Source organism: Puerhibacterium sp. TATVAM-FAB25 (genome assembly GCF_046535855.1).
In the GTDB taxonomy this organism is placed as follows: domain Bacteria; phylum Actinomycetota; class Actinomycetes; order Actinomycetales; family Cellulomonadaceae; genus Puerhibacterium; species Puerhibacterium variabilis_A.
In genome coordinates this window covers 1-15,732 of sequence record NZ_JAXUAK010000015.1, presented here as the reverse complement: position 1 = coordinate 15,732, position 15,732 = coordinate 1, and the positions used below count along the sequence as shown (strand labels likewise).

Sequence of the window (15,732 nt, the reverse complement as noted above, 5' to 3'; positions counted from 1 at the left end):
GGAACCATGTCCACACCCGACTCGCCCGGACAGCCCCACGAGCCCTCGGCGCAGGGCGCGGGTGCGGCGCCCGACCAGGAGCCGGCGCCCTTCGCCGCGCCGCAGGGCCCCGCCGCGCCGCAGGGCCCCGCCGCGCCGCAGGGCCCCGCCGCGCCGCAGGGCCCCGCCGCGCCGCAGGGCCCCGCCGCGCCGAGCCCGGCCCCGCAGGGCTCCGCCCCGCAGGACGCGCCGCCGCCGGCCTACGGCCAGTACGCGCCGCCGTCGTCCCCGCCGGCCTACGGCCAGTACGCGCCGCCGTCGTCCCCGCCGGCCTACGGCCAGTACGCGCCGCCGTCGTCCCCCACCGGGTGGGAGTCCGGGCAGGCCTCGCCCGGAGCGCCCGGCCACGGCGCGCCCGGCTACGGCGCCCCTGGCTACGGCGCCGCGCAGCCCGGCCCGTACGGGCAGCAGGCCTACGGGACCTACGGCGGGGGCCGGCCGGGCCAGGGCCCGCAGGCCTGGACCGCCACCGACCGCCCGGGCATCGTGCCGCTGCGCCCGCTGACGCTCGGCGAGGTCTTCGACGGTTCCTTCGGCGCGCTGCGCCACAACCCGCGCGTCATGCTCGGCCTGTCGGCGCTGGTGCTGACCGTCGCCACGGTCGTCGGCGCGCTGCTCGCCCAGCTGGTCGTGCCCGCCTTCGCCGGGATGCTGGGCGGGCTGACCTCCGACCTGCCGGCCGCGGACCAGGCGGAGCTCGACGCCCTCGGCCTCGACTCGATGTTCGCGCAGGCGTACGGCGTCGCCGGCGGCATGGGCATCGTCCTCGCCCTGGTCACGCCGGTGCTCTACGGCATCCTCACGGTGTCGGTGTCCCGCTCGGTGCTGGGCGACAAGCTGTCCGTCGCGGCCGTGTGGAGCCGCGTGCGGCCGCGGCTGTGGGTGCTCGTCGGCTGGGCGCTGCTGCAGGGCGTCGGGGCCTCGCTGCTGCTGGCCGTCGCGGTCGTCGTGACGATCCTCCTCGCCGTCCTCGCGGGCGAGGCGAGCGGCTGGCTCGCGGCGCTCGTCGTCATCGCCCTCCTCGGGGTCATGGTCGTGGTCGGCGTGTGGCTCTGGATCCGCCTCCTGCTGGTCCCGGCGGCCCTGGTGCTCGAGGGGCAGCGGCTGTGGGCGACCGTGCGCCGCGCGTGGCGGCTGACCCACGGCGTGTTCTGGCGGCTGCTCGGCATCACGCTGCTGGCCAACGTCCTCGTCGGCTTCGTCGGCCAGATCGTCTCCGGCCTCCTCGGTGGCGTGGGCGGCGCGCTCCTCGGCTTCTCGGCGATGAGCGGCGGCGACCTGCCCACGGCGGGCCTCGTCGCGGTCACGGCGCTGTCGTCCCTCGTCGCCTCGCTCGTGCAGGTCGTGTTCATGTCCGGCGTCACGGGGCTGCTGTACGTGGACACGCGCATGCGGCGCGAGGGCTTCGACGTCACGCTCACCGCGGCGGCGCAGCAGGTGGCGGCGCAGCGCGGCGACGGGTCCACGCGCTGGTGACCCGCGCGAGCCGGCGCGATTTCTCCCGGCGGCCCGGCGTGGTTCACCATGGAGCAATGCGCGCCCCCGAACCTGGTCACCGCAGGCTCCGCCGCGCCGCCGTCACGGCGGCGCTGCTGCTGGGGGCCTCCGCGCTGGGCGCGTGCACCGGTGCCGCCGACGACGAGCCGTCGGGCGCGGCGTCCGCCGTGTCCGTGCCGTCCGACGCCGTGATGCCGGAGTCCGACGGCGGCGCGGAGCCGCAGGACGAGGCGAGCGCCGCGGCGTCGGCGTCGCCGACGGCGTCCCCCACCGCCTCCCCGGCGGAGGGCGAGGCCGCCTGCGCCGACCTGCAGGCGGCGTGGAACGAGACGAACAAGGCGCTGGTGGACCTCAGCCCGCAGCACCCGCGCGCGCTCGTGCACAGCTTCCGCACGGCGGCCAAGGCGATGGCGTCGGTGGAGCCGCCGGCGGCCGTGGCCGACGCGTGGGGCGACATGACCGGCTACCTCGACACGGTCGACGGGGCGCTGCAGGAGGTCGAGGCCGACGACGCCGCCGCGGTCTCGCAGGCGGTCGAGGAGGCCGTCGACGCCGACGACACCACCACGGCGACGGCCGCGAGCAAGGACATCACCGCCTACATCTCCGGCGGCTGCCAGGGCTGACCGGGCGCCCGCGCCCGGCGTCGGTGGGGACCGGCGGCGTGGCCGACGTCGGGGATCATGGGGGCATGCCCGCCCCCGCTGACCGACCCGCCGATCACGCCGCCGTGCCCACCGTGCCCACCGTGCCCCTGCCCGAGCACGCGCCCGCCCCCGTCCTGGACGCGGCCGCCGCGGACGCGCTGCGCACCGACCTGGCCGCCGCCGGGTTCACGGTCGACGGGGTGGGCGACCTGCTCGGCGAGCTCGCCGCCGGGGCGCTGCACCGCGAGCAGGCCGTGCCCGCCCGGCGCGCCGTCGCCGCCGCGGTCGCGGGCCGCGCGCCGTCGTCGTGGGACCCGCGGGCCACGCTCAGCCGCCTGTTCCTGCTCGGCGGGGAGGTGCCGCGCGCGGCGCTCGACGCCGCGCTGCCGCAGGTGCGCACCGCGGGCCTGGTGCGTGCGGGCGTCGTGGTGGCGGCCGGGCACGGCGACGACGACGCCGTGCGCGCCGCCGTCGACCTGCGGCCCTACGCGGCCGAGGACGCCTCGGGCGCGGTCGAGTGGTGGCTGGCCTCGGACCTCGGCGAGCTGGCGCGCGGCGGCGCCATCGCCAACGACCACGTGCTCGGCGCCGGCGGGGCGTCGCTGACGCTCGCCCAGGTCACCGTGCGCGAGCCCGTCGGCCGGGTGCTCGACCTCGGCACGGGCTGCGGCATCCAAGCCCTGCACGCCGCCCGGCACGCGCGCCGCGTGGTCGGCACCGACGTCTCGGCCCGCGCCCTGGACTTCGCCCGCTTCAACGCGCTGCTCGACGCCCCCGGGCTGGGCGACGCGCTCGAACTGCGCCTGGGTTCGATGCTGGAGCCGGTCGCCGGCGAGGCGTTCGACCTCGTGGTGAGCAACCCGCCGTTCGTCATCACGCCGCACGCCGGGGCCGCCGGGCGCGCCGTCGAGGAGGCCCTCGGCGCGTTCGAGTACCGTGACGGCGGGCGCTCGGGCGACGACCTGGTGCGCGACCTCGTCACCTCCGTCGGCTCCGTGCTGGCGCCCGGCGGCACCGCGCAGCTGCTGGGCAACTGGGAGCACCGGCGCGGCGAGCGGTGGACCGACCGGGTGGGGGAGTGGCTCGACGCCTCGGGCCTGGACGGCTGGGTGATCCAGCGCGAGCTGCTGGACCCGGCCGAGTACGCCGAGACCTGGATCCGCGACGGCGGCACCACGCCGGACCGCGACCCGGCCGGCTGGGCCGCGGCGTACGGGGCCTGGCTCGACGACTTCGCCTCCCGGGACGTCGAGGCGGTCGGCTTCGGCATCGTCACGCTGCGCAGGCCGCTCGACGCCGGGCGCGAGCGCCTGCGCCGCCTGGAGGAGCACACCGGCTCGGTGCGCCAGCCGCTGGGGGCGCACCTGGCCGCGTCGCTCGCCGCGCACGAGTGGCTCGCCGCCCGCGACGACGCCGCGCTCGCCGCCCAGCGGCTCGTCGTCGCGCCGGACGTCACCGAGGAGCGCTACCTCACGCCCGGCGCCGGTGACCCCAACGTGGTGCTGCTGCGCCAGGGCGACGGGCTGGGCCGGGCCGTGCACGCGTCCACGGGGCTGGCGGCGCTGGTCGGGGCGTGCGACGGCGAGCTCGCCGTCGGGCAGATCGCCGGGGCGATCGCGGCGCTGTTCGACGTCGACGCCGCCGCCCTGTCCGCCGAGCTGCTGCCCGCCGTGCGCGGCCTGGTGCGCGACGGGTTCCTGCGCCCGGCCTGAGCGCTCCCTCGACGGGTCCGCCCGGGTCGATCACGCGGCGGACACACGTGCCGGATACCGTTGCCGCATGCTCGACACCACCCGGCCGCAGCCGCGGCCCACGCCGCCCGCCCCGCGCCCGGAGGCCCGCCTGGCTCCCCGCCGGGCGCCCGGGTGGGTGGCGGTCGTGGTGGCGCTGGTCGCCGCCCTCGGGGTGCACCTCACGTGGCAGGTGTTCGTGGCCACGGCCCGCGGCCAGCGGGTCGACGGCATGGCGTTCGACGGCGCGGAGCACGGCCAGGGCACGCTGTGGGTGCTGGCGGAGCCGGTGCTCGACGTCGTGTCGAACACCTTCGTGCTCGCCGGCATCGGCGTGGCGGTGCTGCTCGCGCTGGTCCGGCGCCGCTGGGTGCTGGCGCTCCAGGTGGCCGCGCTGATCGTCGGGGCGAACGTCACCACGCAGGTGCTCAAGCGCTGGGTGTACGACCGGCCGGACCTGCTGCCCGGCTGGGACGGCCCCAACGCCCTGCCCAGCGGCCACACCACCGTGGCCGCCTCGATCGCCGCGGCCCTGCTGCTCGCCGCGCCGCGCGGGTGGCGCCCGCTGGTCGCCGTCGCGGGGGCGGCGTGGGCCGCGGCCACCGGCCTGTCGACGATGGTCGGCCAGTGGCACCGCCCCTCGGAGGTCGTGGCCGCGCTGCTCGTGGTGCTCGTGTGGGGTGCGGCGGTGTGCGCGCTGACGCCCGCCTCGTCGCTCGACCGGCCGCGCTCGCCCGACGACCGGATGTCGACGCCCGGGTCGAAGGTCGTGGCGGGCCTGATGCTCCTCGGCGGCGCCGCGGCCGGGGCGGTGGCCGCGGTGGTGCTCGGCGGCCTGGCGAGCGGGTCGTCGAAGGTGCCGTTCGAGGGCGACGTCACCGCGTACGCCGGCGGCGCGTGCGGCGTGCTCGGGGTGACGGCCCTGGTCTTCGGCGTGCTGCTGCTCCTGCGGCAGGCCTCGGCGCGGCCGGCGCGGTAGCCGCCGCGCCGGCGCCGCCCGTCGTCGCCGCGCCGCCGTCCGCCCTCCGCACGGGCCCCTGACGGCCGCCGCCGAGGGCGATACAGTCTCCCGAGCGCTCGTGGCGTACCGTGTCGAGGACCGGTCGCCCGGCGGGACCGCCCCCCGCCCCCTTCTCGCAGCGCCGCTCGATTCCCGTCGGAAAGCAGGAACGGATGCCCCAGCCACGCAAGCTCGTGATCGTCGAGTCGCCGACCAAGGCTCGCAAGATCGCCGGCTACCTCGGGGACGACTTCGAGGTCGAGGCCAGCGTCGGCCACATCCGTGACCTCCCGCAGCCGTCGGAGCTCCCGGCGGACATGAAGAAGGGCCCCTACGGCAAGTTCGCCGTCGACGTCGACAACGGGTTCGACCCCTACTACGAGGTGTACGCGGACAAGAAGGCCAAGGTCCGCGAGCTGAAGAAGGCCCTCAAGGAGGCCGACGAGCTCTTCCTCGCCACCGACGAGGACCGCGAGGGCGAGGCCATCGCCTGGCACCTGATCCAGGAGCTCAAGCCCAAGGTCCCCGTCAAGCGGATGGTGTTCCACGAGATCACCCGCGAGGCGATCCTGCGGGCGCTGGAGAACACGCGCGAGCTGGACGACCACCTCGTCGACGCCCAGGAGACGCGGCGCATCCTCGACCGCCTCTACGGCTACGAGGTCTCCCCGGTGCTGTGGCGCAAGGTGCGCCAGGGCCTGTCGGCCGGCCGCGTGCAGTCCGTCGCGACGCGCCTGGTCGTCGAGCGCGAGCGCGAGCGCATGGCGTTCGTCGCCGTCGACTACTGGGACGTCACGGGGCAGTTCGCGCCCACGGGCGGGCCCGACGCCGGGCAGGCCTTCCGCGCCCGGCTCACCGCGCTCGGCGCCGACCGTGTCGCCTCCGGCCGCGACTTCGACGACGCCGGCCGGCTGCGGACCCGCTCCGGGCGCGCCGACGGCGGCGTCGTGCACCTGGACGAGGCCACGGCGCGCGCCGTCGTCGCGGGCCTCGCCGACGCGGGCGAGTCGCTTGCAGGTGGCGGCTTCGCCGTGCGCTCGCTCGAGACCAAGCCGTACTCCCGCAAGCCCGCCGCGCCGTTCACCACCTCCACGCTGCAGCAGGAGGCGGGCCGCAAGCTGCGGATGAACGCCCGCCAGACGATGCGCACCGCGCAGTCGCTGTACGAGAACGGCTACATCACCTACATGCGCACGGACTCGCCGTCGCTGTCGGTGGAGGCCACCGACGCCGCGCGCCGGCAGGCCGCCGAGCTGTACGGCGCCGAGTACGTGCCGGGCTCGCCGCGCGTGTACGCCTCCAAGAACAAGGGCGCCCAGGAGGCGCACGAGGCCATCCGCCCCGCCGGCGACTCCTTCCGCACCCCGGCGCAGGTGGCGCGCGAGCTGAGCGGCGACCAGTTCCGGTTGTACGAGCTGATCTGGAAGCGCACGGTCGCCTCGCAGATGGCCGACGCCAAGGGCTCGACGGCGTCGGTGCGCCTGGCCGCGCCGCTCGCCGCCGCGGCGGGCGAGCACGCGGGCAAGGACGCCGTCTTCTCCGCCTCGGGCACCGTCATCACCTTCCGCGGGTTCCTCGCGGCCTACGAGGAGGGCACGGACGCGGCCGAGGACGACGCCGCGCCCAACGAGCGCGACGCGCGCCTGCCGCGCATGGCCGAGGGCGACGCGCTGGCGGGCGAGGACCTCGTCGCCGACGGGCACACCACCAGCCCGCCGGCCCGCTACACCGAGGCGTCGCTGGTCAAGGCGCTCGAGGAGCTCGGCATCGGCCGGCCCTCGACGTACGCCGCGACGATCTCGACCGTCCAGGACCGCGGCTACGTGCGCACCCGCGGCCAGGCCCTGGTGCCGACGTGGCTGGCGTTCGCCGTCACGCGGCTGCTCGAGGAGCACTTCCACTGGCTGGTGGACTACCGGTTCACCGCCGAGATGGAGGAGGACCTCGACGAGATCGCCGCCGGCCAGCGTGAGCGGGCCGCGTGGCTGACCCGGTTCTACTGGGGCGACGGCTCCGGCGACCAGGGCGGCTGGGGCCTGCGCGACATCGTGGCCAACCTCGGCGACATCGACGCCGCGGCGGTCAACTCCGTGGAGATCGGCGAGGGCATCCGCGTGCGCGTCGGCCGCTACGGCCCGTACGTCGAGGACCTCGGCGCCGAGGTGGAAGAGGGGCAGAACCCGCCGCGCGCCTCCATCCCCGAGGACCTCGCGCCCGACGAGCTCACCGTGGCCAAGGCCCGCGAGCTCCTCGTCGCCGGCGGCGAGGAGGGCCGCACCCTCGGCACCGACCCCGAGACGGGGCACACGATCGTGGCCAAGGCCGGCCGGTACGGCCCGTACGTCACCGAGCTGCTGCCCGAGCCGGAGCTCGACCCGGGCCTCAGCGCCGCCCAGCGCAAGAAGGCGCTCGCCGCGCTGCCCAAGCCGCGCACCGGCTCGCTGTTCAAGACGATGACGCTCGAGACGGTCACGCTCGACGACGCGCTGCGGCTGCTGTCCCTGCCGCGCGTCGTGGGCACCGACCCGGAGTCGGGCGAGGAGATCACCGCGCAGAACGGCCGCTACGGCCCGTACCTCAAGAAGGGCACGGACTCGCGGACGATCGCGTCGGAGGACCAGCTCCTGACGATCACGCTGGACGAGGCGCTGAAGATCTACGCCGAGCCGAAGCGCGGCCGCGGCGCCCGGGCGGCCACCGCGCCGCTGCGCGAGCTGGGCGACGACCCGACCAGCGGCAAGCCGATCGTGGTCAAGGACGGCCGGTTCGGCCCGTACGTCACCGACGGCGAGACCAACCGGACGCTCCCGCGCGACGTGACGCCCGAGTCGATCACGCCGGAGCGCGCGGTCGAGCTGCTGGCCGAGAAGCGCGCGGCCGGCCCCGCCAAGAAGCGCACCACCCGCTCGACGTCGTCGCGCGCGAAGACCGCGACGAAGAGCACGACGGCGAAGAAGCGCGGCACGGCGGCGAAGTAGGACGCTCCTGCCGGCGCGGCGGGCCGTGGCGTAGGTTGCGGGCATGACCATCGCCGACGTCGTCGACCCGTCCGCCTACGCCCCGCGCCTGACCGCCGCCGACCTCGGCGGCACCGTGCCCGACCTCATGGCCGCCCCGCCCGTGCGCTGGGGCGTGCTGGGCGCGGGGAACATCGCGGCGTCCTTCTCCGACGGCGTCCGCCTGCGCACGCAGGGCACGGTCGTGGCCGTCGGCTCGCGCGACGCCGTCAAGGCGCAGGCGTTCGCCGACGCGCACGCCCCGGCGGCCCGCGCGCACGGCTCGTACGAGGAGCTGGTGGCCGACCCCGACGTCGAGGTCGTCTACGTCGCCACGCCGCACTCCCACCACCTCGAGCACGCCCTGCTGGCGGTCCGCGCCGGCAAGCACGTGCTGGTGGAGAAGCCGCTGACCCGCTCGGCCGCGGAGTCGCGCACCCTGCTCGACGCCGCCCGCGAGGCCGGGGTGTTCTGCATGGAGGCGCTGTGGACGCGGTTCCTGCCGCACGTCGCGGCGCTGCGCGGGGTGATCGCGCGCGGCGAGATCGGCGAGGTGCGCACCGTGATCGCCGACTTCGCCATCCTCAAGCCGTTCGACCCGGAGCACCGGCTGTACGCGCCCGAGCTGGCCGGCGGTGCGCTGCTGGACCTGGGCATCTACCCGCTGCAGCTCGCCCACGACCTGTTCGGCGTGCCCGACGTGCTGACCGCCCGCGGCACCCTCGCCGAGACCGGCACGGACGACCACGTCGCGCTGGTGCTGGAGTGGGCCGGCGGCCGCCAGGCGCTGCTGCACACCTCCACCCGCGTGGCCGGCCCGGTCGCGGCGACGATCCTCGGCACCGAGGGGCGGATCGACATCCCGCGCGGCTTCCACGCCCCGGTCGACTTCCGCGTCGAGCGGGCCGACGGCAGCACCTCGACCTACACGAGCCCGCAGGGCGAGGGCAAGGCGTACGAGGCGGCCGAGGTGGCCCGCCTGCTCGCCGCCGGCGCCACCCAGAGCCCGCGGCACCCGTGGTCGGACACCCTCGAGCTCATGGAGCTGCTCGACGAGGCCCGCCGCCAGCTGGGCGTGGTGTACCCGGGGGAGTGAGCGCGGCCCGGGTGTGGGCGTCCGCGGTTAGGGTTTCGTCGTGACTTTCCCCGGGTATTTCGTCTCGTTCGAGGGCGGCGACGGCAGCGGCAAGACGACGCAGGCGCGCCTCCTCGGGCAGTGGCTGGGGGAGGTCACCGGGCGCGAGGTCGTGCTCACCCGCGAGCCGGGCGGCACGCCGCTCGGCGCCGAGCTGCGCCGGCTCGTGCTGCACGGCGACCACGTCGACGCGCGGGCCGAGGCGCTGCTGTACGCGGCCGACCGCGCCCACCACGTCGCCACCCTGGTGCGCCCCGCGCTCGCCCGTGGCGCCGTCGTCATCACCGACCGCTACCTCGACTCCTCGGTGGCCTACCAGGCGGGCGGCCGGGAGCTGTCCGAGGAGGACGTCGAGAGCCTGTCGCTGTGGGCCACGCACGGCCTGCTGCCCGACGTGACGATCCTGCTCGACGTCGACCCCGAGGTCTCCGCCGCCCGGCTGTCCGGCGCGCCGGACCGGCTGGAGCGGGCTGGGCAGGGCTTCCACCGCCGCGCCCGCGAGACGTTCCTGCGCCGCGCCGCCGCCGAGCCGGCCCGCTGGGTCGTGATCGACGCGGCGGCGCCGCTGGAGGACGTCCAGGCGCAGATCCGCGTCGACGTCGCCGCCCGCCTCGACCTCACGCCGGTGGTCGAGGAGGCCGCGGCCGTGGCCGCCCCCGAGCTGCCGCCCGGCACCGTCGGCGAGCCGGCGGAGGACCTCGACGAGCCCGAGGGCGTGGCGGGCGACGCCGTGGCGGGCGACGCGCGATGAGCGTCTGGGACGACGTCGTCGGCCAGGAGCAGGCCGTGGCCGTGCTGCGCCGTGCCGCCACCGACCCGGCGGCGATGACGCACGCCTGGCTGATCACCGGCCCGCCCGGGTCCGGCCGCTCGGTCGCGGCGCGGGCGTTCGCGGCGTCCCTGCAGTGCACGGGCTCCGACGGCGAGACCGGCGGCTGCGGCCGCTGTCACCAGTGCACGACGACGATGGCGGGCACCCACCCGGACGTCACCGTCGTGGCCACGGACAAGGTGGTCATCGCCATCGACGAGGTGCGCGACCTCATCGGCACCGCCGCCCGCACGCCGTCGCTCGGGCGCCGCCGCGTCATCGTGGTCGAGGACGCCGACCGGATGGCCGAGCGCACCACGAACGTGCTGCTCAAGGCTATCGAGGAGCCGCCGGCGCACACCGTGTGGGTGCTGTGCGCCCCGAGCGTCCAGGACGTGCTGCCCACCATCCGCTCGCGCTGCCGCGGCGTGGTGCTGCGCGTGCCGCCGCCGCAGGCGGTGGCCGACCTGGTGGTGCGGCGCGACGGCGTGGACCCGGCGACGGCGCTCGCCGCGGCGCGGGCCGCGCAGAGCCACGTCGGCCTGGCCCGGCGTCTGGCCCGCGACCCCGGCGCCCGCGAGCGGCGCGCCCGGGTGCTCGACGTGGCCCGCCGCATCCGTGGCGTGGGCGACGCCGTCCTGGCCGCGAACGAGCTGGTCGAGGTCGCCAAGGCGGAGGCCAAGGCCGCCACGGAGGAGCGGGACGCCCAGGAGCGGGCCGAGCTGATGCGCGCGCTCGGCGTCGGGGAGGGCGAGACGCTGCCGCCGCGGCTGCGCTCGCAGCTCAAGCAGCTCGAGGACGACCAGAAGCGCCGCGCCACCCGCCGCCAGCGCGACGTGCTGGACCGGGCCATGGTGGACCTGCTGTCGCTCTACCGGGACGTGCTGGTGGTGCAGCTCGGCGCCGACGTCGAGCTGGTCAACGCCGCGGAGGCGGGCCTGGTGCGCACCCTGGCGGCGGACTCCACGCCGGAGCAGACCATCCGCCGCATGGACGCGATCGGCACGGCGCGCGAGCGCCTCGAGGGCAACGTGTCGCCGCTGCTCGCGCTCGAGGCGATGGCGATCGCGCTGCGGCCGCAGGGCTGATCCCGCCCGGCGGCGTGCGGGGTCTCGCCCGGGGCCGGGCGCCGGCCCTAGGGTGCGTCGTACCGGCACAGGAGGTCACCATGCGCAGGTCCCGCACCACGGTCCGGGCGTTCGCCCTGGCCGGCTCGGCCCTCGTCGTCGTGGCCCTCGCGGCCTGCGCCTCGCCGAGCGGTGCCGGCGGCCCGAGCGACGAGGCGCCAACCGCCGGCTCCCCGGACCCCTCGCTGCCCTCGGCGGCTCCGCCCGCGGCGCCGTCGGACGGGACCGACGATCGCCGGCCGGACGCCACCGCGATGGAGCTGGCGCCGGGCTCAGCCGGGCGCGGCCTGCCGGACGGCGTCGGTCCGACGGCCGCCCCGCTGAGCTCGCCGGCCGGCGCAGCGTGGTCGCCCGTGACGGGACTGCTCTACGTCGTCACGTACGGCTCGAGCTCCTGCCCGGTGCTCGCCGAGCCCGAGGCCCCCGGCGACGCCGCGGGCGTGACGGTGACGCTGGTGCCGCCGTCCGGCGACCGGATGTGCACCGCCGACTGGGCCGCCACCACGAGCGTCGTGGCCGTCCCCGTCGGCGCCGACGCCGGGACGCCGCTCGCCGTCACGCTGGGCGACCACGGCGTCGTCGAGGTGTCGCCGCGGCCCGCCGCCGGCGCGACCGGCCCGGCCGCGTGGGTGCCGGCGGACTGAGCCGGCCGACGGGACCGGCCGACGGGGTCGACCGGCGGGGCCGACCGCCCGACCTGCCCGACCCGCCCGGGCGTCCTGCCGGGTCTGCACAACCCGTCCACACGTGGTCGCGGGATCGGCGCGGAGCGCCCGATAGGTTGTGCGGGTGAAGTCCCCCTCCACCTCTCCTCGGCACACGCTTGCCTCCGTCGTCTCCGCGCTCCTGGCGACCGTCCTGCTGATGGCGGGCTGCTCGGCACCGAGCCGTTCGCAGACGCCGCTCGACGACGCGACCGCCGGCGGCACGACGGCCCAGGGCGCGCCGGAGGGCTTCGAGGCGTACTACTCCCAGTCGCTGGAGTGGAGCGACTGCGGCGGCGGCTTCGAGTGCGCGACGGCGTCCGCGCCGACGTCGTGGCAGGACGCCGACTCCGACCCGATCGAGCTGGCGCTCAAGCGGCACACCGCCACGGGCGAGCGCCAGGGCTCGCTGCTGGTCAACCCCGGCGGGCCGGGCGGCTCCGGCGTCGACTACGTCACCAGCGCGTGGGAGGGCATGGGCAAGAAGGTGCGCGGCGCGTACGACGTGGTCGGCTTCGACCCGCGCGGCGTGGGGCAGTCGACGGCGGTGCGCTGCTTCGACGACGAGCGCAAGGACGAGTCGCTGGCCAAGGACTTCGACACCACCGAGGCCGGCCTGGCCGCGATGGCGGACGAGTACGCCGCCTGGGGCGCGGCGTGCGCGGAGAACACCGGCGACCTGCTCGGCCACGTGGACACGCAGTCGGCCGCGCGGGACATGGACATGCTGCGCGCCGTGGTGGGCGACGAGAAGCTCAACTACCTCGGCTTCTCCTACGGCACGCAGCTCGGCGCCACCTACGCCGGGCTGTTCCCGGACCGCGTGGGCGCGATGGTGCTGGACGGCGCCATCGACGTCACGCTCGGCTCCGACGAGATGTCCGAGGGCCAGGCGGCCGGGTTCGAGCGAGCGCTGCGCAACTACGTGGCCGACTGCCAGGCCGGCTCGGGCTGCCCGCTGACGGGCGACGTCGACGCCGGAATGAAGCAGGTGCGCGACATCCTCGACCACGCCTACGACTCGCCGTACCCGACCTCGAGCGGCCGGCGCGTCACCCAGAGCCTCGCGTTCTACGGCGTGGCCGTGACGCTGTACGACGAGCGCAGCTGGCCGGTGCTGACCCAGGCCCTCGAGGAGGTCACCACGCAGGGCACGGGCGACGCGTTCCTGTACCTGGCCGACTTCTACAACGACCGCAACACCGACGGCAGCTACGCCACGAACTCCTCCGAGGCGTTCCGCGCCGTGAGCTGCCTGGACTCGCGCGGCACGGAGGACGTCGCGCAGATGCAGGCCGAGGCGGAGCAGATCGAGGAGGTCGCCCCGACCGTGGGCCGGTTCTTCTCCTACAGCGGGCTCACCTGCCACGACTGGCCGGCCCCGGTGGTGGACCAGGAGTTCGACCTGTCCGCGGAGGGCGCCCCGCCCATCGTCGTCATCGGCACCACGCAGGACCCGGCCACGCCGTACGAGTGGGCCGAGAAGCTGGCGGGCACGCTGGACTCCGGCACCCTGGTGACCTACGACGGCGAGGGCCACACGGCCTACGGGCGGTCCAACTCCTGCATCGTCGACGCGGTGGACGGGTTCCTCGTGGACGGCACGGCGCCGGAAGACGGGCTGACCTGCTGACGTCCCCGCGGAAGCGGGGCCTGACGTGCGGCGACGGCGGTGCGGCCGCCCCCGCCGCCGGGCGTTTTGGAACGGGGACCCGGCGTCGGGTACGGTAGTCCCCGCTCGCCGATCCGCACGGAGACGGTCGAGCACGCCGCCTTAGCTCAGTCGGCAGAGCGATTCACTCGTAATGAATAGGTCGTGGGTTCGATTCCCACAGGCGGCTCCGACAGAAGCCCCTGACCAGCGGAGACGCAGGTCAGGGGCTTCGTGCATCTCGGGTGCGGGCGTCGAGAAGGGCGATTTGTCTTGTGGATGCCCCACAAATGCCCCACTTATTGGTCGCCACCTGCGCGTATGGGCGACCGCCGATGCCCCGTTGCCCGCAGGGTGTGGTGCACGCGGCGCACCTGGCGGGCATGGATGAGCACATCATCAGCGACGGCGTCGTCGAGCGGCTGTGGACCCTGGACGACCTCGCGGCCTTCCTGCAGGTTCCCAAGGACACGATCCGCACCTGGTCGAAGCACGGGGACGGGCCCAGGGGCTACAAGGTCGGCCGGCACGTGCGGTTCAAGGCCTCCGACGTCGCGGCGTGGTTGGAGTCCCGCGACACCCGCGGTGCGCCAGAGCGACCTGCACACGAGAGCGATCACAGGTCGGCGCGGGCGGGCTCCGCCTACGACCCGGAGAGCGAGTGGGAGGACCTGGGGTGACCGCCGGGCGCCCGCGGCACCCGCTCGGCAGCCAGGGGGAGATCAGCGTCGCGCCGCACGGCAACGGGTGGCGGGCGCGGACCCGGCTGCGCGGGCTGGACGGCCGCGTGCGGGCCGTGTCCGCGACCGGAGCCTCGGAGCGGGCCGCCCGGGCGGCGCTGCGGGAGAAGATCGCCGGGCTGCTGCGCGAGGTCGGCCACGAGCAGACCGTGCGCGGGGTCACCGTGAGCCGGGCGGCGCGTGACTGGTACGACCACGAGGCCGCCGACGGGCGGCTGCGCCCGCAGACACTCGAGGGGTATCTGCGGCTGATCCGCCGCGAGATCGTCCCGCGGCTCGGCGGCCTCGAGCTGGGGGAGCTGACCGTGCGCCGGCTCGAGGAGGAGATCGGCGCGATCGTGGCCACGGGCCAGCGGAACAAGGCGGAGAAGGTCCGCGGGCTGCTGGTCCAGATCCTGGGCCGGGCGGAGCGGCTCGACCTCGTGCGCGGCAACCCGGCCGCCCGCACGAGCACGGTGCGCAAGCCCGTGCCGGACCCGAAGGCGCTGACGATCGAGGAAATCGCCGCCGTGCGCGAGGCGGTGCGCACCTGGCGCGCCAACGACGGCGAGCGGATCGGCAAACGGCCGACCGGAAGCCTGCCGGTCGGCGTCGACCTGATGCTCGGGACCGGCATGCGGATCGGCGAGGCGCTGGCGCTGCTGTGGCGCAACGTCCACCTCGACGACGACGTCCCGACGGTCGAGGTGGAAGCGACGCTCGTCCAGATCAAGGCCCGGTGGCAGAAGGTCGCGCGCGGCGAGCCGGCGTACGACGAGGCGGGCAGAGAGGTCCAGGTGCGGTGGTCGCCGAACCCTCGGGCGAAGGGCCGCTTCGTGCGGGACGCGGCCGGCGAGTGGGTCCAGGTCGGTGGTGGCCTGATCCGTCAGCCGCAGCCCAAGTCGCGCACCGGAGAGCGGGTGATCGTGCTGCCGCGGTTCGCGGCCGACGAGCTGCGCCGCTGGCGTCCCGCCAGGTGGGATCCAGAGGCGCCTGTGTTCCCCACGGGCAGCGGCGGCTTCACCAGCCCCAACAACTACCGCTCCGCGCTGCGGGCGTCGTTGCGCGCCGCCGGCATCGACCCAGAGTCGTTCCACCCGCACCTGCTCCGGTCCACGGTCGCTACCGCGATTGCGCGGTCACGCGAGCACGGGGTGGAGGCCGCTGCGGTGCTCGGCCACCACGCCTCGCTGGTGACGACGAAGCACTACGTCGAGCGCCTGCGCTCCGCGCCCGACGTCACCTCGGCGCTGGACGGCCTCGTCGCCGCGCTGCCTACGGAGGGCGAGCCCCGGGACAAGCGTGCGCCGCGGACTGGGTGGATCCAGCCGACGTTCGACGGAGTGTTCTGACGCTTCCTCGCAGAAGCGCCTCTGTCCGCACCGGGCCGAGCCCGCTGCGGCGTGGTGCGGTCCTCCTGCGCGGCGGACTCCGGTTCCGCCCGCGGGGCGGAACCCAGGACGTTCGGCGCGCACCGATTCTGACGCTTCGACAGACGCGTCGATCTCGCGACCTAGACCCTCGGCGAGCGACGACGCCGAGGCGCCGGCGCCAGCATGAAGCAACCAGCGCGACGGTCGACGAGAGCTGCAGGAGCGATGCCAGGCAGGCTCCGGACGAGGGTGACGGGGCCCGGAGCGACTGCGTAGCCCCTCGCCGATCGGGGCCCCACCAGA

The 15,732-nt window shown here is 75.9% G+C and carries 12 protein-coding genes and 1 tRNA gene; all 13 read left to right on the top strand.

Annotated features, from left to right (window positions below):
- Nucleotides 1-6 precede the first annotated feature (6 nt).
- The 13 genes from U5M74_RS12975 (at nt 7) to U5M74_RS12915 (ending at nt 15,408) form a co-directional block, all read left to right on the top strand.
- Nucleotides 7-1,515: a hypothetical protein gene (locus U5M74_RS12975; RefSeq protein ID WP_410909363.1), complete on the top strand. Its 1,509-nt coding sequence runs from the start codon at nt 7-9 to the stop codon at nt 1,513-1,515.
- A gap of 56 nt (nt 1,516-1,571) precedes the next feature.
- Nucleotides 1,572-2,162: a hypothetical protein gene (locus U5M74_RS12970; RefSeq protein ID WP_410909362.1), complete on the top strand. Its 591-nt coding sequence runs from the start codon at nt 1,572-1,574 to the stop codon at nt 2,160-2,162.
- A 65-nt stretch (nt 2,163-2,227) separates the two neighbouring features.
- A complete protein-coding gene (locus U5M74_RS12965) occupies nt 2,228-3,895 on the top strand; it encodes a methyltransferase (protein ID WP_410909361.1) in 1,668 nt (555 codons plus the stop codon).
- Between the two features lie 67 nt (nt 3,896-3,962).
- Complete coding sequence (locus tag U5M74_RS12960) at nt 3,963-4,892, top strand: phosphatase PAP2 family protein (protein ID WP_410909360.1); 930 nt, start codon at nt 3,963-3,965, stop codon at nt 4,890-4,892.
- 194 nt (nt 4,893-5,086) lie between these two features.
- Complete coding sequence (topA, locus tag U5M74_RS12955; RefSeq protein WP_410909359.1) at nt 5,087-7,891, top strand: type I DNA topoisomerase; 2,805 nt, start codon at nt 5,087-5,089, stop codon at nt 7,889-7,891.
- Between the two features lie 43 nt (nt 7,892-7,934).
- Nucleotides 7,935-9,005, top strand: coding sequence for a Gfo/Idh/MocA family protein (locus tag U5M74_RS12950; RefSeq protein WP_410909358.1), 1,071 nt, complete (start codon nt 7,935-7,937; stop codon nt 9,003-9,005).
- Between the two features lie 40 nt (nt 9,006-9,045).
- Nucleotides 9,046-9,795, top strand: a complete 750-nt coding sequence (gene tmk, locus U5M74_RS12945) for a dTMP kinase (RefSeq protein ID WP_410909357.1) — start codon at nt 9,046-9,048, stop codon at nt 9,793-9,795.
- Complete coding sequence (locus U5M74_RS12940) at nt 9,792-10,943, top strand: DNA polymerase III subunit delta' (RefSeq protein ID WP_410909356.1); 1,152 nt, start codon at nt 9,792-9,794, stop codon at nt 10,941-10,943. Before tmk ends, U5M74_RS12940 begins: the two co-directional genes overlap by 4 nt.
- 80 nt (nt 10,944-11,023) lie before the next feature.
- Nucleotides 11,024-11,626: a hypothetical protein gene (locus U5M74_RS12935; protein WP_410909355.1), complete on the top strand. Its 603-nt coding sequence runs from the start codon at nt 11,024-11,026 to the stop codon at nt 11,624-11,626.
- Nucleotides 11,627-11,771: 145 nt separating this feature from the next.
- Nucleotides 11,772-13,319, top strand: a complete 1,548-nt coding sequence (locus U5M74_RS12930; protein WP_410909354.1) for an alpha/beta hydrolase — start codon at nt 11,772-11,774, stop codon at nt 13,317-13,319.
- 135 nt (nt 13,320-13,454) lie between these two features.
- Nucleotides 13,455-13,527 (top strand) — tRNA-Thr (locus U5M74_RS12925).
- A 193-nt stretch (nt 13,528-13,720) separates the two neighbouring features.
- Nucleotides 13,721-14,017 (top strand): helix-turn-helix transcriptional regulator, encoded by a 297-nt coding sequence (locus U5M74_RS12920; protein ID WP_410909353.1) that lies wholly within the window; start codon nt 13,721-13,723, stop codon nt 14,015-14,017.
- Entirely contained in the window at nt 14,014-15,408 is a 1,395-nt protein-coding gene (locus U5M74_RS12915) for a tyrosine-type recombinase/integrase (protein ID WP_410909352.1), read from the top strand. The genes U5M74_RS12920 and U5M74_RS12915 overlap by 4 nt, the downstream gene beginning before the upstream one ends.
- The last annotated feature ends 324 nt before the right edge of the window (nt 15,409-15,732 follow it).